This window comes from Prosthecobacter sp. (assembly GCF_044232965.1).
Classification (GTDB): Bacteria; Verrucomicrobiota; Verrucomicrobiia; order Verrucomicrobiales; family Verrucomicrobiaceae; genus Prosthecobacter.
In genome coordinates this window covers 1-23772 of sequence record NZ_JBIIKX010000086.1, presented here as the reverse complement: position 1 = coordinate 23772, position 23772 = coordinate 1, and the positions used below count along the sequence as shown (strand labels likewise).

19 protein-coding genes are annotated in these 23772 nt (G+C 60.1%); 8 read left to right on the top strand and 11 right to left on the bottom strand.

Going from position 1 to position 23772, the window contains the following annotated elements:
* The 9 genes from ACILSI_RS23630 to ACILSI_RS23590 form a co-directional block, all read right to left on the bottom strand.
* The coding region (locus ACILSI_RS23630) for a PAS domain-containing protein (RefSeq protein ID WP_395724386.1) at positions 1 to 915 on the bottom strand (915 nt) is incomplete at its 3' end.
* A gap of 4 nt (positions 916 to 919) precedes the next feature.
* On the bottom strand, positions 920 to 1786 hold the full coding sequence (locus ACILSI_RS23625; protein ID WP_395724385.1) for an alpha/beta hydrolase: 867 nt from the start codon (positions 1784 to 1786) through the stop codon (positions 920 to 922).
* Positions 1787 to 1808: 22 nt separating this feature from the next.
* Positions 1809 to 3098, bottom strand: coding sequence for a hypothetical protein (locus ACILSI_RS23620; RefSeq protein ID WP_395724384.1), 1290 nt, complete (start codon positions 3096 to 3098; stop codon positions 1809 to 1811).
* 33 nt (positions 3099 to 3131) lie between these two features.
* Complete coding sequence (locus tag ACILSI_RS23615) at positions 3132 to 9065, bottom strand: alpha-2-macroglobulin family protein (protein ID WP_395724383.1); 5934 nt, start codon at positions 9063 to 9065, stop codon at positions 3132 to 3134.
* Between the two features lie 126 nt (positions 9066 to 9191).
* Positions 9192 to 10334, bottom strand: a complete 1143-nt coding sequence (locus tag ACILSI_RS23610) for a 1-deoxy-D-xylulose-5-phosphate reductoisomerase (RefSeq protein ID WP_395724382.1) — start codon at positions 10332 to 10334, stop codon at positions 9192 to 9194.
* 19 nt (positions 10335 to 10353) lie between these two features.
* Entirely contained in the window at positions 10354 to 11262 is a 909-nt protein-coding gene (locus tag ACILSI_RS23605; RefSeq protein ID WP_395724381.1) for a phosphatidate cytidylyltransferase, read from the bottom strand.
* 79 nt (positions 11263 to 11341) lie between these two features.
* A complete protein-coding gene (locus tag ACILSI_RS23600; protein WP_395724380.1) occupies positions 11342 to 12331 on the bottom strand; it encodes an aminoglycoside phosphotransferase family protein in 990 nt (329 codons plus the stop codon).
* A gap of 119 nt (positions 12332 to 12450) precedes the next feature.
* Positions 12451 to 13371, bottom strand: a complete 921-nt coding sequence (locus tag ACILSI_RS23595) for a sugar phosphate nucleotidyltransferase (protein ID WP_395724379.1) — start codon at positions 13369 to 13371, stop codon at positions 12451 to 12453.
* 54 nt (positions 13372 to 13425) lie between these two features.
* On the bottom strand, positions 13426 to 14160 hold the full coding sequence (locus ACILSI_RS23590) for a hypothetical protein (protein WP_395724378.1): 735 nt from the start codon (positions 14158 to 14160) through the stop codon (positions 13426 to 13428).
* Between the two features lie 155 nt (positions 14161 to 14315).
* On the opposite strand from ACILSI_RS23590, the gene ACILSI_RS23585 reads away from it, so the two are divergent.
* From ACILSI_RS23585 to ACILSI_RS23570, 4 genes are all read left to right on the top strand, one after another.
* Positions 14316 to 14582: a hypothetical protein gene (locus ACILSI_RS23585; protein ID WP_395724377.1), complete on the top strand. Its 267-nt coding sequence runs from the start codon at positions 14316 to 14318 to the stop codon at positions 14580 to 14582.
* A gap of 168 nt (positions 14583 to 14750) precedes the next feature.
* Positions 14751 to 14909, top strand: coding sequence for a hypothetical protein (locus tag ACILSI_RS23580; protein ID WP_395724376.1), 159 nt, complete (start codon positions 14751 to 14753; stop codon positions 14907 to 14909).
* A gap of 161 nt (positions 14910 to 15070) precedes the next feature.
* On the top strand, positions 15071 to 15511 hold the full coding sequence (locus ACILSI_RS23575; RefSeq protein ID WP_395724375.1) for an Rrf2 family transcriptional regulator: 441 nt from the start codon (positions 15071 to 15073) through the stop codon (positions 15509 to 15511).
* Positions 15508 to 16824: a hypothetical protein gene (locus ACILSI_RS23570; protein ID WP_395724374.1), complete on the top strand. Its 1317-nt coding sequence runs from the start codon at positions 15508 to 15510 to the stop codon at positions 16822 to 16824. Before ACILSI_RS23575 ends, ACILSI_RS23570 begins: the two co-directional genes overlap by 4 nt.
* Before the next feature lie 102 nt (positions 16825 to 16926).
* Here the strand turns inward: ACILSI_RS23570 and ACILSI_RS23565 are convergent, their stop codons facing one another.
* Positions 16927 to 17688, bottom strand: coding sequence for a hypothetical protein (locus tag ACILSI_RS23565; protein ID WP_395724373.1), 762 nt, complete (start codon positions 17686 to 17688; stop codon positions 16927 to 16929).
* Positions 17689 to 17873: 185 nt separating this feature from the next.
* Here ACILSI_RS23565 and ACILSI_RS23560 point away from each other — a divergent pair, with 185 nt between their 5' ends.
* From ACILSI_RS23560 to ACILSI_RS23545, 4 genes are all read left to right on the top strand, one after another.
* Positions 17874 to 18251: a toxin-antitoxin system YwqK family antitoxin gene (locus ACILSI_RS23560; RefSeq protein WP_395724372.1), complete on the top strand. Its 378-nt coding sequence runs from the start codon at positions 17874 to 17876 to the stop codon at positions 18249 to 18251.
* Between the two features lie 38 nt (positions 18252 to 18289).
* Positions 18290 to 18997, top strand: a complete 708-nt coding sequence (locus tag ACILSI_RS23555) for a TrkA C-terminal domain-containing protein (protein WP_395724371.1) — start codon at positions 18290 to 18292, stop codon at positions 18995 to 18997.
* 5 nt (positions 18998 to 19002) lie between these two features.
* Positions 19003 to 19704, top strand: a complete 702-nt coding sequence (locus ACILSI_RS23550; RefSeq protein ID WP_395724370.1) for an SDR family oxidoreductase — start codon at positions 19003 to 19005, stop codon at positions 19702 to 19704.
* A gap of 139 nt (positions 19705 to 19843) precedes the next feature.
* Positions 19844 to 21145, top strand: a complete 1302-nt coding sequence (locus tag ACILSI_RS23545) for a M20 family metallopeptidase (RefSeq protein WP_395724369.1) — start codon at positions 19844 to 19846, stop codon at positions 21143 to 21145.
* 37 nt (positions 21146 to 21182) lie between these two features.
* Here ACILSI_RS23545 and ACILSI_RS23540 read toward each other — a convergent pair whose 3' ends face one another.
* Positions 21183 to 23459 (bottom strand): AAA domain-containing protein, encoded by a 2277-nt coding sequence (locus ACILSI_RS23540; RefSeq protein ID WP_395724368.1) that lies wholly within the window; start codon positions 23457 to 23459, stop codon positions 21183 to 21185.
* Positions 23460 to 23772: the final 313 nt, after the last annotated feature.

Sequence of the window (23772 nt, the reverse complement as noted above, 5' to 3'; positions counted from 1 at the left end):
CCGCATGCCTGGATGCCCGGCCTCCACATTGCGCGTGATGGCTTCCAACACCGCGCTGGATGGCGCTCCCTCGGCGATCAATTGCAGGCTGTGCGCCTCACGCTCCTCCGCCGCCTTGCGCTTTGAATTGTCCGCCGTGGTGCCAATCATGCGCAGCGCTTGGCCTTGGAGGTCGCGGTCAATCACGCGACCACGACTCAGCACCCATTTCCAGGAGCCGTTCTTGCAGCGCAGGCGGAACTCACCGGAGAAGCTCAGGGTGCGCCCGTCGAGATTGTCCTGCACGGCGGACATCAGCCCCAGCCGGTCGCTGGGATGCAGGATGGCCTGCCAGTCTGAAAAATTAGCCGGCATCTCATCCTGCGGCTCATGGCCGAGCAGCGCCTTCCATTGGCTGGAGAAAAAGATCTGATCATGCTCGACATCCCAGTCCCACACACCAAACCCGGAGCTCTCCAGGGCAAAACGCCAGCGCTGCTGGCTTTCCTTGAGTTTCTGCTCGGTCAGAACACGCTCCGAGATGTCACGTCCCACCGCCTGCATCTCCACCAGGCGGCCGGAGGCATCGAACAGGCCGCGGTTCACGAACTGCATCCAGCGCACCTGCCCCTGGCCGTCGTAAACGCGGTTCTCAATGACCACCACCGGGTTCTGCGGTGTGAGCGTCCGCAACTTCTCCTCGATCATCGGCAAATCCTCGGCCACCGCCACGGGCTGCCAGCGGCTTCCGATCAGCTCTGCGCTCGTCTTGCCGAACAGCCGGCAGAAAACCTCGTTCACATACGTCAGCGTGCCGTCCGGGAGGAAACGATTGATCGTCTCCGTCAAATCCTGCACCACCAGGCGATGGTGATCAGCCTCCGTCAGGGCAGCGGCGGCAGGCGGGGACTGCTGACGAGGCTTGCGCGGTTTCATGGCATCATGGGATGTATCCCATCGACTTCATCCATTCCGCCACACGATCCGGCCAGTCGTTCACCGGGCCGCCGCTTTTGCGCATGCCGAAGCCGTGGCCGCCTTTGGCGTAAATGTGCAGCTCGCATGAGATGTTGAGCTTTTTGTATTCGAGGTAGAGAAGGGCGCTCGCGGTGGCAGGCCAAGGATCATCACCCGCATGGATCAGGCACATCGGCGGGGACTTGGCTGTGACCTCGTAGCCTGGCAGCAGCTTCCCAGGCTCCTCCTTGCTCACGAGATAGGCCGGATAAACGGGAACCGCGAAGTTCGGCGTCGCATCCTCGACATCGAGCGCTGGATCAGTCGTGTAAGTGCGTTCATTGGCATGCAGCGTCGTCATCACCGTGAGATGACCACCGGCAGAAAAACCGAGAATGCCGATGCGGTCCGGCTTCAGGCCCCACTCGGCGGCGTGATGACGGATGATGCCCATTGCGCGCTGCGCGTCCTGCAACGCCTCGCGGCTTGGATCGTTCGGATCACGCTTCGGCACACGGTATTTGAGCAGGATGCCTGTCACGCCGTGCTTGTTCATGAATTCACACACCTGCGAGCCTTCATGCTCATAGGCCAGGATGCCGTAACCGCCGCCAGGACACACGAGCACTGACGTGCCGTTCGGTTTTTCCGGCTTGAACACCGTGATCATCGGATCGGTGACGTTCGTGATGCGCTGCACGTCCTCGACATTCTTCTTCGGCACCTCTTTCTCCGCCTCAATCTTCACGCCGGGCTTTTCCGGCGCGCCACCAGGCCAGAGTTTCACCACAATCGGTTCAGCGGCGAAAACGGAGGTCGAGACAAGGAGAAGGGCGGTGATGAGCTTCATGGTGCCGCCATTGGAGCGGAAATCACCGCGCAACGCAAGGCAGCATCATCGCGTCCCGCATGCCGTGGAGGATTTTTTTGTCTGCCGGGCACACCGTGGCCAGCACGCCGCCGAGCGCGGGATCGTCATCCTCGTTCGACGTGGCAAAGTAATACGGGCACAGCCGCACCCGGCTCTGCATCGCCCGCGTGGTCTGTTTCTCCTCATCCCAGGCCGGATGCGTGACGACCTTCGCGCGATGAAACTCCTGCAACACGAACGGATTCGTCGGGAAACTCGCCAACGCCTCGTCAATCGCCGCGCCCCACTGCTCCTGTGAGAGATCGTGGCCGATGAACACGCCCCGCGAACCCCAGCCGAGTTCGGAAAAGCCGCTGATCTTCAAAACGAGCTGCCGCTGCTTACCCCCGAACGACTTCATCTCATGCCAGCTCTGAATATCCAGCTTCGGCCACACCGCGAACGGCGGCAGTGGCACCGGATCGACCACCCAGCCCATGGGAATGCATCTCTTGAGAAGTGCCAAGTGCTCAGTGCTCAGTGCTGAGTTCCAGAAGTCTTCCAAGGCGGGCGACCAGAACAACGCGAGCCAGAGCTTCTCCTCCAAGAACGCTTTAATCGGCGGCGTGAAGCTCAATTCGCCGCGCTCGGCCATGCGCAGCATCACGTCGGCGTTTTCGACGTTCGCGAGGTCGAACAGCTCGAAGAAGCGGTAAATCGCCGCGCCATTCAGCTCATACGGCTCCACCTCCCACGGCCGCAGCACACGCCGACCGAGGCGATCCGCCAGCCAGCTCATCTCCGGAAAGTAATCGCCCGATTCGCGCGAGATGAGGATGTCTTCGCTCGGAAACGCCGCAGCGAAGCCGTCGATCATGCCAGCAGCATCACCGATCACGTTCTGATCCAGCGCCGCATACGTTTCATTCAGCCACGCCGTCAAACCAATGCCGCCGGGCAACGAATCCAGCTCCGAAATGCTCACGCCGGTTTCCGTCAGCACCAAATCTGGCCGCAACACACGCGGCAGGTCTTCATGCCAGCGCGGATTCCGTCCCAGTTCGATCACTTGCTGCGGCTTGCCTTGATCCAGCAGCTTCGCCACCCACGGATGCGCGTCATCGGAGTACAATCGGTTGCATGCCCGCTGAAACGCCCGCAACGCCGGTCCAAGTGCTCGAATCAGCTCCACCGTCGCCGCATCCAGCGCAAACGCCTCCGGCGACAGCACCCACTCCTTGTCCTGGAAGAAACCTTGCTCAGGAAACGAGGCGCGGATGCGGGAGATGGATTCGACGGCGGATGCGAGCATTGCGAACGATTACGACGGACGAAAGCATCCGTCTCACTTCGATTCTGCCACCTTCGTATTGCCCGAAGGCAATGTGCGAATGCGCTGGGTCGGGCTGAGGCCGTATTTGTCGGGTTGATACATGGCTTCGATGCGGGCGGGCGGAGCGGTGGTGTCGCCTTCGGCGATGACTCGCGCGAGGTATTGGAGACTGAACTTGCCTTTGGCAGGCGCGTAGTCGGTGAAGAACAGGGCGCGGTCGGTGCGGATTTCGCGGTGGTCGCAGAACCAGGGCTGAGTGCCATCGGGCAGTTGATCGCCTTCGCGTTCGCTCTGGGTGCCGAATTCGGGATTGATGGCTTCAAAGACGGCGGGCAGGGAGTCGTCGATGGCGAGGTAGCGGTCACCACCGCCGATTTCGATCTTGAGCGTGACGACGACCATGTCGCCGACACGGAGGTCGTCGGTGCCGGTGGTGGAACCGTCCATGTTCAGCTCCTCGTAGGTGCGTTCGATGGCGTAGCCTTTGTTCTCTCCGGCGAAATCACGCTGCGGCGGGAAGCTGCGGGCCTCGATGCGGCTGAAGATTTCGCGACCGGCAGGAAGCTCGACGCTGAGCGGTTTCGCGCTGAGCGCTTCATTGAGCGCGAAGTTCACGCGGGCGCTGGAGAAGCCGGCGGTGAGGTTCAGTGTCACTGATTGCGTGTCCCAGCGGCCGGTGGCGGCCAGCGGTTCACCGACCTTCTTCAAGCTGCGCTCGTAGGCGGACAATGCGGTGAGCGTCCAGGCATTGGTGAAGGTGTTGCCCCATTCGCCGCGACCGTTGCGAGATTGCAGGATCGACAAGGCGAGCGCTTCGGCATCGGTGGTGAGGCCGAGGTGCGTGTAGCAGATCAAACGCAGAGCTTTGTTCGCGCCGTTGCCTGCCCAGTGGCTCCAAATCACCGGCGCAGGCGCTGGAGTGGTCGATTTGGCCTTCGTGTCGGTCTTGGACTTCGATTTGGGCTTGGAAGCGGCGACCTTGGCCTTGCTGTCGGCTTTTGGAGGTGCTGGAGGCGCGGGTGGTTTCCAGCCGAGCGTGTCCTTGATCTGCTGATCGGGCGTGTTGCTGAGGCACATCGAGAGCGCGAGATAGAGGCGGGCGATCTCAGGCAGCTTGTCGCGCTTGCCAAAGAGCAGGTTCTGATACGCTGGCTCGGGTTTGCCGGCCTTGGCGAGCGTGTAGAGCGCCAGAGCAGAATCGGTGATGTTGTAGAGGTCTTTTTCCTCCTCAAGGCCACGCAGTTTCTTCGAGAGGTATTCGACGAGCTTGTTGATGGCATCGGCAGGCACGTCCGCGCCTTGATCTCGTGCGCGCAGCAGTAGCAGACCGCCATAAGCGCTGCCCCAGAAGGTTGGCTCGGTGCCGCCGGGCCAGTAGGCGAGACCGCCTTCGTCGGTGGTCATTTGCAGCAGTTTGTTCACGCCGGATTGAATGACGAGCTTTGCCTTGCCGCCGCCGAGTTGATCGGGGAACAACGGCTCGTATTTGCCAAGCGCAAGCCAGGGCATGGTGGATGAAGTGGTCTGTTCGACGCAGCCGTAAGGATACTTCAAGAGGTAGTCGAGCGCGTCGCGGGCCTCGTAGAGACGGCTGTTGCTGATGCCAAGGGAGAGCGAACCTTCGCCTTCCAACAACGCTGGATTCACGTCCTTGATGAGATTTTCGACGGGTTCATCGGCTTTCAGGCGCGTGTAACTGACGTAGCGCAGCTCAGGCACGGGATGATTCACCTCGAAGGTCGATTCGGTGCCGTCGCTGGCCTCAGCGACCCAGTTCACGCCGCGTGCGATCCATTTCCATTTCGCGGTGCCGAGCTGCACAAACTGCACGGGGAAGGCGGTGGCAGCGGTTTCACCGGCTTTGATTTGCAGGATGACCTTCTGCTTCTTCGCGCTGCCGCCGGTGTCGGCTGTGAGCGAGGCGGGGATGAAATCGCGCTTCTCCTGGATGAAGTTCGCGCTGCCATCGAGTTCGAGTGTGACCTCAACAGCGCCCGCATTTGGCGTGGTGTTGTGAACGACGGCTTTGACGAGGAATTCATCACCAAGACGGGCAAAACGAGGCACCGCAGGCTCGATCATGAGCGGTTTGTTGATCTTGAAGGCGGACTCGCCTTTGCCGAAACGATCCACGCCATGCGCGGCGACGGCCATGATGCGGTAGCGTGTAAGATTGTCCGGCGCGGTGACGCTGGCGGTCAGTTTGCCCTGCGCATCGGTGATGCCGGAGGCGAGCCAGAGCGGCGTGACGATGAAGTTCTTGCGGATGGTGGCGTTTGCACCGTTGCCGTCGCCGCCTTTGTCACCCACGACGAAGCCTTTGTTGCCACGGTCGCGAGCGGCGAGTTCTTCGGGCAGCAGATTGTCGAAGGAGGTGAAGCTGTCGATGGCGAGCGGCAGTTCGGCATGGAAGTAGGCCGAAGGATCGGGCGTCTCGTGGCTCATAAGGCTCAGCACGCCTTCATCGACGGCATAGAGCGTGACGTCGCTGCCGGAGACAGGCGCACCTTTGGCATCGGTGATCGTGGTGGTGATGCTCACGGCCTCAGCGGGGCGAACTTCGTCACGATCCGGCTTCACGGCGAGTTTCAGCTCCTTGGCATCTGATTCGACCTTCAATGCGCAATAACCGACGCGATACTCAGGCATCTTGTGCTGCTTCGTGCTGGCGGCGGAGCCACGGATGACGATGACGGAAACGAAGACGTTCGGGAACTCGTCTTCACCGAGCGGGACGCGGATGATCGGATTGTCGAGTGTGAGTTCGGTCACAAACTGGCGGTGCAGCTTGTTGCGCTCCACGGTGACGAGCGCAGTGCCTGCAATCGGTGTTTTGACCACGATGACAGCGTCTTCGCCAGGTTTGAGCGTCGTTTTCTCCGGCTGGAGGTTCATGCGGTTGCCATCTTCCATCGCCCAGGGGAATTCATTGCCGCCGACGGCGTAGAACGGCATGCGCGAGATCACTTTGGCGCCTTTGGCATCCACTGCTTCCGCCGTGACGAAATAAACACCGCCGCGTGCGGGTGTGAACGGAATGCTCGACGAAGGAGCCGAACCGGCGGTCGGGGATTTCAAATCGAGGCTCTGCTTCAATTCCTCACGCAGGATGACCTGGTCCTTCGTCGTGCTGCCGCCGCCTGCGGTGGCGATTTTGAGCGTGTGATACTCCTGGCGCTCGACTTTTACATCCACGCGCACATTGCCGGAGGCGGGAGCGCCTTTGGAATCAATGGCGACGACTTCAAGCTGGAGCGCCTTGCCTGCGGTGCCGAAATAGTCGGGGCTCTTGAGGCCGAGCAGGAAGTTTGCGCCGGGAACTTCAAACTCGGCGGCGGAGCTGATCGTCTGCTCGTTGATGTCGGTGACTTCAGCGTTCACGCGCACACGCTGCGGCAATGCAGCGCGATCTGCGGGCGGCTGCGGCATTTCGAGCGTGGCGGTGCCATCGTCGGCGAGGAAAAGATCGCCGTTCACGAACCATTCGTCTTCTTCGTCGTCATTGTCATGGCCGGCGTAATCACCATCGGCATCGCGATCCTGCGCGTAGTGCGACCACGCAGGCGCTTCACCGAAATGATACTGGCGATACGCCTCCGGTGCTTCGTAATCACGCTCCGAACTCGCGCTCCACTGCACCTTGGCCACGGAGAGCGCCTTGCCCATGTAGTAGTTCGCGCTGAGTGAAAGCTGGATGCGGTCGGGCTCGAACTTGATCGCCTTCGTGTCGAGCTTCACCTCGAAGGTGTTCGGCTTGTAATCGTCGATGCGGAAGGTCATGCCGCCGCCGTCATCGCTCTGGCTGTTGGGATTGGGGGATTTGAGATTGATCGAGAGATCGTACCAGCCCGCAGGGCCGGTGGGGAGCACGACATCATCCGCCCAGGCACCACTGGCGGTGAACGTAACGGGTTTGTCGATGACAACGCGATAACGTGGATCGCGGATGATGAGTCGTCCTTCGGCAGGTGCTTGGTCGAGGCTCAAATCGTCACCGATGAGCAGGCGTGTGTGCGCTTTGAAGTGCGCGGTGTCGCCCGGCTTGTAGAGCGGACGGTCCGAGAAAACAAAGGTGCGCCGCTGCGCCTGCCATACGCTTTCATAAGCCTGTGAGATGTCATAAGGCACGCCGATGCCGCTGTTGCTGCACTCGATCACAGCGCAGTCGCCGTTTTTCTCTGCCAGCACGAAGGCGGGTGTGGCTCCAGGCGCGGATGCGATGCCGCTGGCGTCAGTGTCGCCATAGCCGACGAGCTTCAGATCGGAATCCACGAGCGTGAGACGCACGCCGGGCACCGGCTTGCCGGTTTCGAGCGAGGTGACGAAAACCATCGTGTCCTTGCCGTTGCTCTTTTGCATGATGCCGAGATCGGTGAACTGCACGAGCGACTGCGTGACGACGCCCTTCTGCGTGAGCCCAGCGGCAGCAGTGCCTTCGATCTCGATGAACAACGGCGCGGCGGGTTGTTCGCCGAGCACTTCGCGCCAGTTGAGCTTCACGATCTCGCTTTGATCCAGCGGCTTTGTGATCGGGAAGCTGCGGTCAAACACCTGTGTGCCGGGATAGGCGTCGATAGACTGCGTCTTGTAGGCGGCTTTTTGTTTCTCGTTGCCGTAGTAGGCAGTTTGGTAGGCGCTATAAAGATCCAGCGCCTTGAGCAGTTCCGGGCCGTTGAGGCGCTTGGCACGCACGCGCACCTGACTCACGTTGGCGGCACTGAATTCATAATTGGCGGTTCCTTTGGCAAGCTGCGCGTTGATGAAGGTCGGCGCGGCGACGTAGGGCGGATTCGGGACGAATGTGACGCTGTTTTTCACCGGCGCACCGAGCGTCATGCCATCGCCGGAGGTCATCGTGGGATCCACGGTGACGGTCTGCGGCTGATTGAGCGGGAATTTGCCACTGATGCGCAGCGTGCGGTGATAGACCTCGGCCTTCGTCTCACCTGCAGGGACAGGGTCGATGTGAATGAGCGCTGCGAGCTTCTTCGCGAAGGCAGCTTGCTCCTCGGGCTTCATTTCTTCATCTGAAGGCGGCAGCAGGCGCTTGTTGAAGTCGATCTCGAGGTAGTAGTCGCTGTCGAACGGCGTGTGCGCGCTGACATGCGTGACGGCGAAGGGCTTGATCTCGCCCAGCGTGATTTCGTCGCCGGTGGCGAGCTGATTTTGACCCGAGGCATTGCCGAGTGTTTCCGCGAGGGTGAGCTTCCATTTGCCTATGGAGAGCGGCGACACCGGCTCCACCACGATGGCGCTGAGACGCGGCGCATCGTCGGTCACGGCCGGTTTGGCTTTGGAAATCTCCTCCGCCCAAGTCGGCTGCGCTTCGGCGCTCCAGCGGGTGAAATCCTTGCCCGTGGCATGACGTACCTTGGCTGCAATGGGCTGGGGAGACGACTCGGAGACGAAACGGATGTGCTTCGCGGCTTCCGCAGGTGTGACGCCGTCGTTGAACTCAAACAGGAAGCGCGGTGAGCGGTTTTGCGCATCGTCATCGAACCAGCGCGGATGCTGGTCGATGATGCGGAAACGGGCGCTTTCGACGGAATCGAGTGTATCGGTCGAGAGCGGCTTGCCTGCCAGATCGGTCAAACCGCTGCGCAGTTTGAAATCATAGCTGCTGGCGAATTTCGGCGCCTGCGTCAGGTGAAAATGCCCGCTGCGCGTGCTCGTCCACTCAAAGGTGCCGGTGAGTTCCGGCGTGACGACGAGCGGCGAGGTTTCCTCATTCTTGCCGATGCGTTCTTTGGCGATCATCGGCGTGGGGAACACGACCTCAATCGTCGATTCCGGCGCAAGCTCCGCCGGATTGATGCTGATCTCGGCTCGGAGAGCCTGCGGCGGTGGTGTTTTGGAGTCGGTGCGGCCCTTGGTGGGGGCTGCGGTGGCGGAGACAAATGCCAGTGTCATGACTGGCAGCAGCACGAGGCTGAATGTGGTTTTCATGGCGAACGAGTGGTTCGCCGTGAGAGTAGCACGCCGCCCGAGGGAGCGAGGGGATTTTTGGGAAGATTTTGGAAGACGCCGCCAACCTCGCGAACAAGCCAGCGGCTCCACTTTGTCGAAGGCAGATTAGAGCGATTCTACCGCATTTCTTCGTGCCCAAGCATCCGCCTCGATGAGCGCTTCCAGATTCGGATGCGCGATGACCTGATGCGCGGTCATGACGCGCTCGACGGTCTGCCAGATGCCGGGGAAGGTGATTTTGCCGTTGAGGAAGGCTTCGACCGCGACTTCGTTGGCGGCGTTGAGGACGGCGGGGAGGGTGCCGCCGATGGTGCCGGCGTGGCGGGCGAGGTTGAGGGCGGGGAAATCAGCCACGCGGGGGGCTTCGAAGTGCAGGGCGCCGACTTGAGCGAAGTTGAGCGGCTTGAGGTTATTCGGCACGCGGTCGGGCCAGGTGACAGCGTACTGAATGGGGAAGCACATGTCGCTATGGCTGAGCTGGGCGATGACACTGTTGTCGGCGAATTCGACCATGCTGTGGACGATGCTTTGCGGATGCACGACGACCTCGATCTTGTCCATCGGCACGTCGAACAGCCACTTCGCCTCGATCATCTCCAGGCCTTTGTTGAAGAGCGTGGCGCTGTCGATGGTGATCTTGCGGCCCATGGTCCAGGTGGGATGCTTCAAGGCCTGCGCGACGGTCACACTTGGCAGTTGATCGGCGGGCAGCGTGCGGAAGGGGCCGCCGCTGGCGGTGAGCAGGATGCGCTGCACGTCGCTGTGGCGATGGCCTTCGAGGCACTGGAAGATGGCGTTGTGCTCGCTGTCCACGGGCAGAATGTTCACGCCCTTGCGCTTCGCGGCCTCGGTGACGGCTTCGCCGGCCATGACGAGGATTTCCTTGCTGGCGACGGCGAGATGCATGCCGCGCTCGATGGCGGCGAGTGCTGGCGCGAGTCCGGCGGTGCCAACGATGGCGACGAGGACCATGTCGGCATCGGATTCATTCACGAGATCGACCAGCCCCTGAGTTCCAGTGTGCAAAACGACATCCGCAGGCAGCAGCGCCCGCGCTTTGGCCGCCGCAGCGGGATCGGTGAGTGCGACCTGTTTCACACCCGTTTCGCGGACCTGCTCGACGAGCGCCTCGACGCTGCTGTTCGCGGCCAGACCGACGATCTGCATGCGTTCCGGGAGGTCGCGGGCGACTTTGAGGGCGCTGGTGCCGATGGAGCCGGTGGAGCCGAGAAGGAGAACTTTACGCATCACAGGGCTTGGTTTGGCGCTATCGCGCGATGGCGGACAGGTAAAAATAAAACACCGGAGCGGTGAAGAGCAGGCTGTCGGTCAAATCCAGGATGCCGCCGATGCCGGGCAGCGCGTGGCCGCTGTCTTTGATGGCGACGCAGCGTTTGAGCACGGACTCGGCCAAGTCACCCGTGACAGCGGTGGCGCAGAGCACCGGGGCGAGGATCATGCCGTGCAGCCAGGTGATGGGGGCGATTTTTTCAGGAATGACGGCCAACAACACGGCGGCGGCACCGAAGGAGCCGATGAAAGCGCCGACAAAGCCCTCCCATGATTTCGCCGGGCTGATGTGCGGGATCATCTTGTGCTTCCCAAACAGCACGCCGACCACATAAGCGCCCATGTCGCTGAACTTGGTCACCATGACGAGGAACAGCACCAAAAAGATGCCCGTGATGCCTTTCCCGTCTGATTGGAAGTACATCAGCCGGGCGATGAAGCCGAAGAAAATGACGGTGTAAACGACCCCGAAGACCGTGTTGAAGATGCGCTGGAGCGTTAACGCGCCCTCAAGCTGGTGGCGGTAGCACAGCAAGAAGGAACCATGCACGCTGGCAGTCAGCGCGGCGAGATCCAGCCACATGGGCGGCACGTCATGATGCGTGGTCGTGAACCAGATCACCGAGGCCCAGTAAGTGATGCAGATGACGAAGCCGAGCGCGTTGAAGGAGCGGGCATGCGGGTCATTGCGCAGCAGCCGGTAGTACTCGACCGCGCCAGCGACGCCGAAGAATCCGGTGATCGCGATGATCAGCCAGGTGTTCTGCCATTGCAGAAAAGCGACGGTAAGCAGCGACCACAGGAGCAGTGTGCTGAAAAGCCGGGAGGCAAAGACGCGACGCTTGCTGGGCGTGGTCGGCGGGGCTGCGGCGGCGGATTCGGACATGCGGCGGGTTGGGGAGCGCCCATTTAGAGCGTATCCCGCTCTCCAGGGCAATGCGATTTCTCGGTTGGTCTTGGCAGCGTCACAAAGCGCCTTCAAAAAACGCCCGCAACTCGTGCAACTCACGCCCTTCCTGGCAGACCTCGTTCAGGTTCGCCACGGCGGCGGGGATGTGCTGAAGGTAGTGAGGTTTGCCGAGGTTGCGGCTGAGGTTGGCGTAGGCACCGAGGGCTTGCATGAGGCGCTGGGCGGCGCAGAGGTAGAAGACCTCCCGCAGCTCGTTCAAATCGAGGCCGCGATGCTCCGCGTAGTAGTGCAGCAGCTCGGAGCGCTCGCTCCGCGACAGGCTCACATATGGATCGTAAAGCAGCGAGGCGAGATCGTATTCGGCACGGCCCAAGCGCAGGCCTTGATAATCGACCAGCCAGGCATCCTCGCCCCGGATCAGCACGTTCTGACTTTGAAAGTCACGGTGAACCAGGCAACGCGGCAGGCAGGCCAGGCGGCGGCGGAGCTGCTTGAGCGTGTCGTGAGCGGCGTTGTATTCCCCCTGGCCGAACTCGCGGCCTAGATGCCCGCCGACGAAGTGGTCGAGGAAGTAGTTCTGCTCCCATTCGTACAGCGCCTCGTCGAAGGCGGGTTCCAGCTCGTCGAGATCGGCCTGGGTGAGGGAATTTTCATCCACCCCATGAAACTTGGCCGCCTCGCGCATGGTGGCCTCGTATAGCGGGCCGCGATGGCTCCAGGGTTTCTCGTTGAGGGATTGCAGGTCCACGCGGCCCAGATCCTCCAGCCACACGCAGAGGCGATGCTCGTCAAAGGCGAAAACTTGCGGCACGTGCGCGCCGATTTTTTTCAGGCGGTAAGTGGCGGGCACAAACTTCGGATTGTCACGCCGGGCCAGGGTATAAACCATCAGCACCATCGGCTGGCGGCCATTTTCCCATTTCAAGCGGTAGAAATGACGGTCGGAAGCGCCTTTGAGGATCACCTCGACCTCGCACGGGGTGCCGTTCAGTTCGGGGAACTGTTCGCGGGTGAGAATGAGCAAGGCCTCGTGTTCGGGGAGCATGGTGGAAGCGCGGAATGACGAATGCGGAGCCGAGCGAAGCGAGACAGACGACCAAAGGGAGCCCGGAGGGTGAGCGAAAGCGAATCAACGACGAATGTCCAATGCAAAGCCACGAACGCTTAAAAATCGGCGTCCTCCACGATACCTGCCGCCGTGATGCCGCTACGGACGATGCAGCGCTTCAATTGGGCACCACGAACGACACGTCCGCCTGGCCAGACGATGGTGTCTTCCAGTTGTGCGCCGGATTCGATCACCGCCCCGGCTCCGACGACGTTGATGCCGCGCAAAACCGCCCCGTCCTCAATCTGGGCTGCAGGATCAATGGCCGGGGCATACATGCCGTTCAAAGCCGAATGCGCGGACAGATAGGCCGTGCGGCTGCCCAGATCCCACCAACTGCCCTCGTCGATGATCACCGCACCGATTTTGGCCCCTTCGCGGATCATGTTGAGAAAGATGGGGATGACGGACTCGACCTTTCCGGGAGTGATCCAGTCATGAATCGCCGGATCGCAGGCATAGATGCCGGTGAAGAGGTATTTCCCTTCATCGCCGGTGCCGAGCTTGTTGCGAATGTCCGTCACGCGGCCACGCCGGGGATCAAACGCGATGTGCAGGGACGGACCGTGGCTGCGCAGCACGAGGGTGACGAGATTGCCGTTTTCGCGGTGCTCGGTGAGCAGCGGCTTGAGCGGCAGGTCGGTTAGGATGTCGCCGTTATAGACAAGAAAGGGCTCGTTCCCAAGCAGATCGCGCACATTGGCGATGCCGCCGGCGGTTTCGAGCCGCACGGGGCTTTCGTTGCGGAACTGGATCGGTATTCCGCGATAACGCTGATCCGGGAATGCCTGCGCGTAGGCCTCGGGCAGATGATGCGTGTTCACCACGAAGCGCGTCACGCCCGCCGCATGCAAATGATCGAACGCGTAGGTGATGAGCGGCCGGTGAAACACGGGCACGAGCGGTTTCGGAAGCTGTTCCGTCAGCGGCCGTAGCCGTTCACCCATGCCTGCGCCCAATACAAATGCCTGATTCACGCGGCGGCCTTTACGCGGACGCGAAGGCGGCGCAAATGGAACTTGCCGCGCCACTCAGGCCGCCCGCTTTTTCCGCAGCCAAGTGACGAGAAACACGATTCCGGCCACCGAAGCGACGGCTGGCAGAGCGTAGCCACCGCCAGAAGCCGCCTCGCACATCGGGCAGTCCATGGCAGGCAGTGCCTCGGCGGTGTTCTGCGGTGCGTCCGCCGTGATCGGTGGCGGGGTCGCAGTGCGGGGCTTGAAGGTCTTCAGATCCAGAACATAGCTGGATTCCCCTGGAAACAGGATCTGGAAGCGGTCCAGCTTTTTGCCGAGGGCGGTGTTGTGATACAACACGCTCAATTCCCCGGTCTTCAGCGCCTTGATGGAATAACCCGTCGTCCCGGCCGGCACCTTCGTTTTCCACGTTCCCGTTAGCACCACGACATCTTCTGGCGTTTTCAGCGGCGCGTTTTCATGCGTGGTGAATTCAAAAACGAACTCGGGGTTCACGGAAGCGGCCGGATCGAGCACGATCTCGACCACACGCTTCACATAGTCGCGGGCGGCGGTTTTGAGCTGCTCTTTGCGCTCCGTCGTAAAAAGGGCCAGATCAGCGTTCGTCACCGAGAGCGCCACGTTTGGGTCTGCCTCAAAACAGCGCGGGTCCACCTCCACCTGGAGCGTCCAGACCCCGTCCTGGGCGAAATCTGCCCGCACCGGCACATCGGGCAGCGGGTGGGCCAGACAAGGGGCGGCACACGCCCAAAACAGGCTGTGCAGGAGAGTGGAGACACGGTACTTCATTCGGGCAGCGTGGCACAGACCTGGGCGCTGTGACGAGCCTTTTTGCCCCACCCCACAAAAATTTTGATTGTCAGGCCCCGCCCCAATCGTTTTGAATGGGTGCAAGTCCGCTCGGTCACTTCCCTGCCGGAAAGCTAACCACACCCAAACCAAACATGAAATCCATCCTCACCACCCTCGCCGTCCTCGGCCTTTCCGTGTCCGCCTTCGCAGGTTGCGGCGAAACCACCACCTCCAAGGGCAAGCTTAAGTCCTTCGACAAAGACACCAAATCCATCGTGATTGAAGCCGATGGCAAGGAAGTTAAGACCAAGGTGACCGCCAAAACCAAAAATGCTGACGGCATCGAGAAGCTGGTCGGCAAAAACGTGACCGCCGTCATTTCCAAGCACGGCTATGCTGAAACCGTTGAGAAGAGCTAGTTTATCCTGCGGTGATTGAATTTCACCCGCGAAGCCCGGAGGTGCCCCCTCCGGGCTTTTTCATGCCCCCATTTTAAGGTTGCGTGGAATACCCGGTTTGGAACATGCTCTCACCACTATGCGCAGGCTCTCCGCCCGCGTCAGTTCCAGCATCCACACCACACACTCATGAAAGCACTCCTCACACTCGCCCTTGTGGCATCGGCGCTCACCCTCAGCAGTTGCGGCAACTGCCCGCTCGCTCCCCAAAAGAAATCCTGCCCCGTCGGCTGCGCCAAGCCCTGCTGCGCTAAGAAAGCCGCTGACTGCAAGACCTGCACTCATTAAACGCGGACCGATCATGCCTCTCGAAAGCCCGGAGACGCGACTCCGGGCTTTTTTATGCCCGCGTTGCGCCGATCCTGCCCGCGAGTGTGCCGCTTTTGGCATGTCACGCTTAAACATGCACGCTGAGTGCAAGTTTAACCCCGTGCCTTCGTAACACCGGCATGAAACTCAGCCTTTTCACCGACTACTCCCTGCGGGTGCTCATGTTTGCTGCACTGAAGGGCGAGTCCTTTTCCCTCAGCGAAGTTGCGGAGTCCTACGACATCTCGCGCCACCATCTGGTGAAGGTGGTGAACTACCTCGCCAAGCTCGGCTACCTCGAAACCCGCCGTGGCCGCGGTGGTGGCATCGCGCTGGGCATGAAGCCGGAGGACATCCGCATCGGCATGGTCGTGCGCCGCACGGAGGACACGCCCTTCATCGTCGAGTGCTTCGACAAACAGCACAACACCTGCCCCATCAACGGCTCCTGCCGCCTCAAAGGCGCCCTCGCGCAGGCTGTGAACGCCTTTTACGAATCACTCGACCGCCACACGCTGCGCGACCTCGTCGCGGGTGTCGATGGTGTGCGCTTGAACCGCATTCTGCTCCCCAAGCCATGAAACGTCTCCTTCAAACGAGCCTGGTCGTCTTCTCGCTGTCTGGCATTGCCTTGCAGGCCGAAGACGAGTACGAAAACGCCCCCATCCGCTACTCCGACACGGAGCCAAACGACGCTGCCCAGCGCCTCGAACGCCTCATGGCCGCCGGAAAGGTTAAAATCGACCGCACGGACGCCTGGACCGTGCTGCGCGATGTGATGAAGCACTTCGACATCCCGCCGGAATCGCAAACCATGGTGTTCTCGAAAACCAGCAAACAAAACGACCGCATCAGTCCGCAGACACCGCGCGTCGTTTACTTCGGCGACAACGCCTACGTCGGCTACGCCCTCGGCGGCAGCATCGAGGTCTCCACCATCGATCCGAAGCTCGGCCCCATCTTCTACCTGCTTGATCCGCATGAAGAGCCGCAGAAACCGCTGCATTTTCAGCGCGACAACAGTTGCCTGAGCTGCCACGGCGGCCCCTTCACCCCCGAAGTGCCCGGCGTCATCGTGCGCTCCGTGTATCCCGGCCCCGAAGGCCATCCCATCATGAGCCAGGGCAGCACCGTGGTCGATACCACCACACCGTTCAGCGACCGCTGGGGCGGCTGGTACGTCACCGGCAGGCACGGCAGCGTCCTGCATCGTGGCAACGTCACCGCCACCGAGAAAAACGACCAGTCCATCGACATTGATTTCGAAAAAGGTGCCAACATCGCCAGCCTCGCCAAATTTTTCGATACCACGCCCTACCCGCGCAAAACCAGCGACATCATCGCCCTCATGGTGCTGGAGCATCAGACCAGCGTGCAAAACATCCTCACCAAGGCCAACCACACCTCCCTGCGTGCCATGCACATGCAGACCAGCCTCCAGCGCGAGCTTGGCGAGAAAATCGAAAGCGAACCCACCGGCACTGCTCGCCGCATCATCGACCACTGCGCCGAGGACGTCGTCGAGGCTCTGCTTTTCAAAGACGAGGCCGAGCTTCCCGAAGGCGGCATCGAGGGCGATCCCGCCTTCCAGACCGCCTTCACCAAACGCGCCCCGCAAAGCAGCGACGGCCGCAGCCTGAAGGACTTCCAGCTCCTCAACCGCCTCTTCAAGCACCGCTGTAGCTACATGGTTTACTCCCTCACCTTCCAGCACCTCACCGCTCCGCTGAAGCAAACCGTGTTCAATCGCTTGTGGACCGTCCTCGAAGGCAAGGACACCACCGGCAACTACGGCTACCTCACCGACACCGAACGCGCCCATATCCGCCGCATCCTCGCCGAAACGCTCCCCGGAGCGCCGGCGGGGTGGAAGAAGACGCTGGCGGCGAAGTGAATGGCCTCCTGGGAGAAAACCCCGCGCTTCATCTTTGACATGTGCCTATGCAAAGAACGTCTCAGATGCTTAAACAAGCGCCTCCATTTGCCCGCTTCTGACTTATGCGCGCTGCCGCCGCCGACATAAGATTAGCGCGAGAAGACCGCCGCCTCCCAAAAAGGCCACGGAGGGTTCGGGCGTGGAAACGGCGACAAGATTATCTAAGAAGACCTCTCCACCAGCGGCAGGCCGGGTGATACGGAGCCATAGTGCGCTGCCATCGGTTCCGGCGGTGCCGGAATTCAAGTTTACGCTGAATGGTGCGCTGTAAGCAGTTGAACTGCTTGCGGCTCCGATGCCGAGGCCTACTAAATCAGCCCGACTGAAGACATGCGTGGCAAGCAAGGTCGCAGCAAGCGAGGTTCCGTCAGCAGCACCCGGAAAATCACCAGAAAGGAGCTGCAAGTTGAATCCATTATTGATGCTTCCAAGTTGGGCGCGTTGCAGGATGTCGCCGCTGATGGTGACAACCTCATCTGCCGTGTAGGTGCCGATCTGAGAATAAACATACCCGTTTTGGTTTGAAAAACCCAGCACGGTGGAAGCATTGACGCCCATATCAGTATCCGAACGATGCAGCCATTCTGAATAGTTGTTGGAATCTGTGCTTTCCTCAAACCACCCGTCAATCGCAAAAGCAACACCGGTGTTTGAGGGAATCTGGCCGTCGAATGTGCCGTTTGAAATCCCAATCACCGCCGCGTTAACGGAAATGGTCAGAGAACTCAGAAAAAGGAGGCACAGCGAGGGTCGAAAGTTCTTCATGAAATAAAAATCTTTAGCGCGGCGTCTGCAAAACTTAAGGGGATGATAAACGATCACGCATCAAGAGTGCAATGAGCATCTCAACAAACTTGGGCAAAACCACCGGTTGCAAGACCCCTGTCTTCGGCCGCTGCGCCGAGGACTTCATCGAAGCCCTTCTCGAAAAATGCGCTGGTGGCAAAGTCTATCATTGTGCTTTGAGCCGGTGTTGAAATCTCCTGCGCCACCTCCAAGCTGCGTCCATGAAGCAACTCCTCACCCTCCTGCTCTGCGTGCTCTGCCTCTCCGCCTGCGAAAAACAGCCCGCCGAGGTCGATTTCGCCGACAAGGAGGTGGAACTGCTCAACGAGGGCAAAGAGGCGAACTACAAAGGCAAGCCCTACACCGGCCTCGTCCGCAACAAGCACTCCAACGGCAAGACCGTCGGCGAATACCCTTACCAGAACGGCAAGATGCATGGTGTGATGAAGGAATGGTGGGAAAACGGCCAGCAATCTGCCGAAACCAACTTCGACCAAGGCCAACGCCACGGTTTGAACCGCTACTGGGATATGAAGGGCAAGCAGACCAAGGAACAAATCTACGACCACGACAAATCCATCAGCGAAAAGCATCTCTGAACTTGGAACCTTAAACCTGAAACTCTAAACCTAAGTTCATGGTCGCCCCCGTCATCGCCCTGCTAGTCATCGCCCTCGTCTCGCTGCTGGCGGTGCGTGTGGGATCGACGGCACTGATGATGACCGGCATCAGTTGGGACACGGCCAGCTTCCAGGCCTACTCCGCGTTCTTCGGCGTCGGTTTTACCACGAAGGAAGCCGAACTCGTCGTGAACCACCCAGTGCGCCGCCGCATCATTCGCGATCTCATTCTCGCCGGCAACGTCGGCCTCACCTCCGCGCTCGCCACGCTCATCGTCACCCTGCTGCAAAGCAGCTCCGGTGGCGACACGATGCTCATGCTTGGCTGGCTCGTCGGCGGCTTGCTGCTGCTGCTGTTCGTCTCACGCATGAGCTGGTTTCAAAAAGTGCTCGACCGCGTCATTCAATACACCCTGGAGCGCACCGGTATGGTGCGCGCGCTCGACTACGAGCTGCTGCTGCGCATCCAGCACGGCTACGTCGTCTCCGAGATCGAAATTTTGCCGGACACTCTCCTCGCTGGCCGCACGCTGCGCGAATCCCGCCCCTGGGACCGCGGTGTCGTCGTTCTGGCGATCAAACGTGACGGCGAGACGCAGCATGGCATCCCTAGCCGCGACGATTTGATCAAGGCCGGCGACGTCCTCACCGCCTACGGCAAAGAAACCGCCCTCCAGGCCATGACGCAGCCGCTACAACCAGGAACCAAGAACGAAGAACCATGAACTTGATGAACCAAGTCTGCGCCGTCACCGGAGCCGCGAAAGGCATCGGCCTCGCCACCGCGAAGGCACTGCTCGCTCGCGGTGCGCGCGTTGCCCTGCTGGACCTCGATTCCGTCACCCCCAACGATGCCAACGCCATCTCCATTCGCTGCGATGTCACCCGCGCCGCCGAGGTACAGGCCGCCTTGGACCAAATCACCGCGCAACTCGGCCCCATCGCCGTTTGGGTGAACAACGCCGGCCTCGCCCGTCATCGCTGGATTCCCGACTACACCGAGGCCGAGATCGATCTCATGCTCGATGTGAACCTCAAAGGCACCATCCTCGGCTCGCAGGCTGCCTTGAAGGCCATGATCCCGCAAAAGCACGGCCACATCATCAACGTCATCTCCACCGCCAGCCTGCGCGGCATCCCGAGCGAGACGGTCTATTGCGCCGCCAAGTGGGGCGTGCGGGGATTCACGCAAGGACTTGCCGAGGAAGCTGCCGCGCACCGCATCCGCGTCACCGCTCTTCTGCCCGGCGGCGTTGACACCGCCTTCTGGGATGATGCGAGCACACGCCAGGCTCCCACGCAGCTCTTTCTCAAGCCGGAGCACATCGCCAGCGGTATCGTGAGCTGCCTGGAGATGGACGACTTCTGCGTCCCCCGCGAACTCGTGCTCCGCTCACTCGACGACAGCGATTTCTCGGTCAAACCCGCGTGATCCAACGCATCCCCAGGCCTGCTCAACGATTGTGTCGCATGTCCTGGGCAATCTAGCGAGTGCTTCAGCGAGGCTCTGTTTTTCCGTGCCGTTGAAGTCTGGAGTGAACCATGCTGGCATTGACGTTCCGTCTTCACACATGAAACTGTTCGTCTTTGCCCTGCTTGCCACCGCCAGCCTCCATGCTGCCGATTCCATCGACACCTTCATCGAAGAACAGCGTCCGTCGTTGATCCAGCTCTACGAGCATCTGCATGCCAACCCGGAGCTGTCGTTTCATGAGGAGAAGACCAGCGCGCGCATGGCGCAGGAAATTCGCGCGGCTGGCTTTGAGGTGACGGAGAAAGTCGGCGGCTTCGGCGTGGTGGCCGTGCTGAAAAACGGACCCGGCAAAACGGTGCTCGTGCGCACGGATTTGGATGGACTGCCCGTGCGCGAGATCGGCTCCGTGCCTTACGTCAGCAAGACGACCACGAAGGACGATGCGGGCAATGATGTCTCCGTGATGCACGCTTGCGGACACGACATGCACATGACCTGCTGGGTCGGCGCGGCGCGGGCGCTCGCGGCATCGAAGGACCAGTGGAAAGGCACGCTCGTCTTCATCGCGCAACCCGCCGAAGAGCGCGGCATGGGCGCGCTGGCGATGATCGAAGATGGCTTGTTCCAGCGATTTCCAAGGCCAGACGTGTGTTTGGCGCTGCATTGTGATGCCGGGCTGCCCGTGGGCACCTTCGGCGTCACCAGCGGCCCGGCCACGGCGAGCACGGACACGGTGGACATTCTGGTCAAAGGCGTCGGCGGCCATGGAGCGATGCCCAACACAACCAAGGATCCCATCGTGCTCGCCTCGCAAATCGTGGTGGCTTTGCAAACCATCGACAGCCGCGAATTGCATCCCGTGGAGCCGGTGGTGGTGACGGTCGGCAAATTTAACGGCGGCACCAAGCACAACATCATCCCGGACAAGGTCGAGCTCGGCCTCACCGTGCGCACCACCAGCCCCGAAACGCGAAACCAAGTGCTGGAGTCCATCAAACGCATCTGCCGTGGCCTTGGCATCGCCGCCGGACTGCCGGAAAACCTGCTGCCCGAGATCAAACTCACCGGTCCCGGCACACCGTCCTTGTTCAATGATCCCGCGCTCACCGCCCGCGTCAGCCAGGTCTGGGCCGAAGCCTTTGGCAAAGCCAGCATCATTGAACGCAAGACCTCGATGGCGGGCGAAGACTTCTCCCGTTACACGATGACATCCGACAAGATCCCCGTCTTCCTCGCCTGGCTCGGCACTGTCGCTCCTGAGAAGGTGGAGAAGGCAAAGACGACGGGCGAAATCCTGCCCAGCCTGCACTCGCCGTTCTATCGCCCCGAAGCCGCGCCATCGATCACGGTGGGCGTCAAAGCGATGGCACTCGCCGTGATGAGTGAACTCAAGCGGTGATCTCGCTGCCACTCCTCCAATATCGTGGTTTGAAGGCCTAAAGCGGCAGCACTCCTTGCACTCCAGCATTAGGATCCACTCCCAGCTCTCTGCATACCTTGTTCCATGATCGCTGAGGTATGAGCGCTCGCATTTTCGGAAGTCTGAGATGGTTCCGATGAATCTTTGTCCGATGTGATGGCTTCTGACCACAAGTGCATAGCCATGACGCAGTCTCGCCCCAGTAGCCAAACTCAGGAACCGACCCGCAGCGGAATGTGACAAGGCCATCGACCGGCGCTGGGGAATCAAGATCGCGCGTGTAGCAACCGCTTTCGATACAGTGCCAATAGAAGGGCTTTTCGTTTCGTGAATCGGCAGCGACCATTTCCTTGTCGCAGATCGGGCATTGGTGGTATCCATCGAGATAAGGCTCGATCAGTTTGTCGATGAAATAGAAGTCACATACCTCAGCGGCGAACTTGCGACTTCTTCGCCGGATGCCGAAGCCTTTTGTCGGAAGTCCTCCGAGCAAAGAAAACGATGCAGTCCAGACGTCTCCGCCATCAATAATGACCAGCTTGTCCATCATCTTCGTTTTGTGAATCACACGGTATCCAGCTCCTTGAAGCAGTGATTCAGCCTCCGAATGCTCCTTCATTCTTCCTCGCTGCTCATCTGGTGTTTGTGTCACGACATAGCCGGAAAATCGTCTCGAGGCAGCACGTTCCACCAAATCGCGCACGGCAGCTAGATCGAGGGAAGGACTGAAGATTACAACCTGCCGCGCTGCCTCGGCTATCGATCTCAGCAGTAGAGTTTGTGTCTCGTGTGCAGACATTACCGCATGATCCCCATGTCTATACTCGATCTTCGAGAGCACGTCGGTGGCATCACTCAAGGGATACCGTTCACAGAGCCAAGGAAGGAGGTTGCCGCCAACGAAGGAACCCCGCCCCTTTGCGCGAAACCAACTCAGGTCAGCGAGAATACAGACCTTACGCTTTGCCCTTGTGATCGCGACATTGAGGAGCCGTGCAATGTCTGCGCTGGCTGCGGGTGTGAGAAGATTTGCGCTGTAATGTGGCTCATCAACGACAAGGTCGATCAACACTGCATCTGCCTCACTCCCTTGGAAGCTATGTGCTGTATTCGCGGACACTTCGATCTCGAGTTGGTCTTCCCTTACCATGACATCCAGCAACTTGGCTTGTGGTCGGTAAGGACAGATGACGAGAACGCGCTTGGCTAGGCCCTCAGCTAATAGAGGGCGATCAGATGCCAGCCAGTGATGAACCATCTCAACCGATGCCATGGCAGAGAGAAGATTGAAGCGACTGCGGTCAGCCGTGGTGTTCCAGGCATTCGCAGTTCCCATGTCAATGATCGTCACCCGGTTGGACTCGCCAACGAATCCCGCATGCCAGTTTGTGATGGGCATGTCTGCTTTTGCTTCTGTCACCGAACTTCCATCCCTCAGGAGCCCTTCATAGATCAGTGCGTTTACAATCGCGCTGATGTCGGGGTGCATACGGTGTTGTTCCCTCAGTGCGACGAAGTGTGCTGGAGGGGTTTTGCGTTCCCATGCGCCCTGAACGCCTGATGCAGCAAATATATCCCTTCCAAGCCAGCGCTCGGCAATCGGGTGCTCGGATTGCACAATCGGCGGCAATTGTTTGAAATCGCCAACGGCAACAACGCATCGTTCGGAGAGCGTGGAAGCAGCCCACAATGCAGGAATGGGAGCCATTGACGCTTCATCCACCAGCACCGTGTCAAAACTCCGCTGCTGAATACCATCGCGCATGAACGAGCGGGTGAGCGTCGTGGCGAGAATTCGTACATTTACCAGCAGATCAGCCTCTACCTTCCTGAGCGCCTCTTCAATGCCTCTGATTTCTTCAATCAATTGCGCCACCAGTGCGCTTAGTCGGTCACGCTCTGTCACCAATGAATGAATGTCATCCTGGCCCACTTCGTTTTGGGCAGCCACTCGGGCTGATTGTAGCGACTTCATGAGATCATCCTCATTGTTCCCGCCGCTTTTGCAGAGGCCCCAAGCTGCCAAAACCATAATGAGTTCATCCAAGTCTGACGCAAGCTGTTGCTTTTCAGAAGCCGTCTTCTTTTTCAGGGCCGCCATTCTCTGCTCTGACGATTCGATTGCCGCCAAGTGTCCTTCGGCTTCTGCAAAAGCCGTTTCTGGCGCAGTTCCTGTATTCTCGCTAAACTGGGCGATTCTTGCGGACAGTTCATCACGATCTCGCTCAAGCATCACACGATTATCGTTACACGACTTTTCGTCTGCAGCGAGACGTTGAGAGCGTGTCAGCATATCTCGAATATTTGACTCAGCGGCAGACAGTCGCGGCACCTCGGAGAATGAACTCAAGAATCTGGTTAAATCGCTAACCTCTGCCAGGACGGCCTCGCATTTGGCCGTTTCTTCTTCTGCAGCAGCAAGTGCGGCGAGGCTGGTTTCAGCGTCGGCCGCAAGGCGTATAACTGTCGTTTGCTGTTCGTCGGGCTTCGGGAGCTTTAGCAGCCTGTTGAAAAAGAGGGGTTAAAAAGGCCAAAACTTGGGGGCCAGTCTTCTTCGCGGCCTGGGTGCTGTTGGTGGCCGATTCGCATGATGGAACCTTGTGGCG

Coding starts and splice junctions, on each gene's coding strand:
- ACILSI_RS23625 (WP_395724385.1), bottom strand. CDS start 1,786: ATGAAGCTCATCACCGCCCTTCTCCTTGTCTCGACCTCCGTTTTCGCC.
- ACILSI_RS23620 (WP_395724384.1), bottom strand. CDS start 3,098: ATGCTCGCATCCGCCGTCGAATCCATCTCCCGCATCCGCGCCTCGTTT.
- ACILSI_RS23615 (WP_395724383.1), bottom strand. CDS start 9,065: ATGAAAACCACATTCAGCCTCGTGCTGCTGCCAGTCATGACACTGGCA.
- ACILSI_RS23610 (WP_395724382.1), bottom strand. CDS start 10,334: ATGCGTAAAGTTCTCCTTCTCGGCTCCACCGGCTCCATCGGCACCAGC.
- ACILSI_RS23605 (WP_395724381.1), bottom strand. CDS start 11,262: ATGTCCGAATCCGCCGCCGCAGCCCCGCCGACCACGCCCAGCAAGCGT.
- ACILSI_RS23600 (WP_395724380.1), bottom strand. CDS start 12,331: ATGCTCCCCGAACACGAGGCCTTGCTCATTCTCACCCGCGAACAGTTC.
- ACILSI_RS23590 (WP_395724378.1), bottom strand. CDS start 14,160: ATGAAGTACCGTGTCTCCACTCTCCTGCACAGCCTGTTTTGGGCGTGT.
- ACILSI_RS23585 (WP_395724377.1), top strand. CDS start 14,316: ATGAAATCCATCCTCACCACCCTCGCCGTCCTCGGCCTTTCCGTGTCC.
- ACILSI_RS23580 (WP_395724376.1), top strand. CDS start 14,751: ATGAAAGCACTCCTCACACTCGCCCTTGTGGCATCGGCGCTCACCCTC.
- ACILSI_RS23575 (WP_395724375.1), top strand. CDS start 15,071: ATGAAACTCAGCCTTTTCACCGACTACTCCCTGCGGGTGCTCATGTTT.
- ACILSI_RS23570 (WP_395724374.1), top strand. CDS start 15,508: ATGAAACGTCTCCTTCAAACGAGCCTGGTCGTCTTCTCGCTGTCTGGC.
- ACILSI_RS23560 (WP_395724372.1), top strand. CDS start 17,874: ATGAAGCAACTCCTCACCCTCCTGCTCTGCGTGCTCTGCCTCTCCGCC.
- ACILSI_RS23555 (WP_395724371.1), top strand. CDS start 18,290: ATGGTCGCCCCCGTCATCGCCCTGCTAGTCATCGCCCTCGTCTCGCTG.
- ACILSI_RS23550 (WP_395724370.1), top strand. CDS start 19,003: ATGAACCAAGTCTGCGCCGTCACCGGAGCCGCGAAAGGCATCGGCCTC.
- ACILSI_RS23545 (WP_395724369.1), top strand. CDS start 19,844: ATGAAACTGTTCGTCTTTGCCCTGCTTGCCACCGCCAGCCTCCATGCT.
- ACILSI_RS23540 (WP_395724368.1), bottom strand. CDS start 23,459: ATGCTGACACGCTCTCAACGTCTCGCTGCAGACGAAAAGTCGTGTAAC.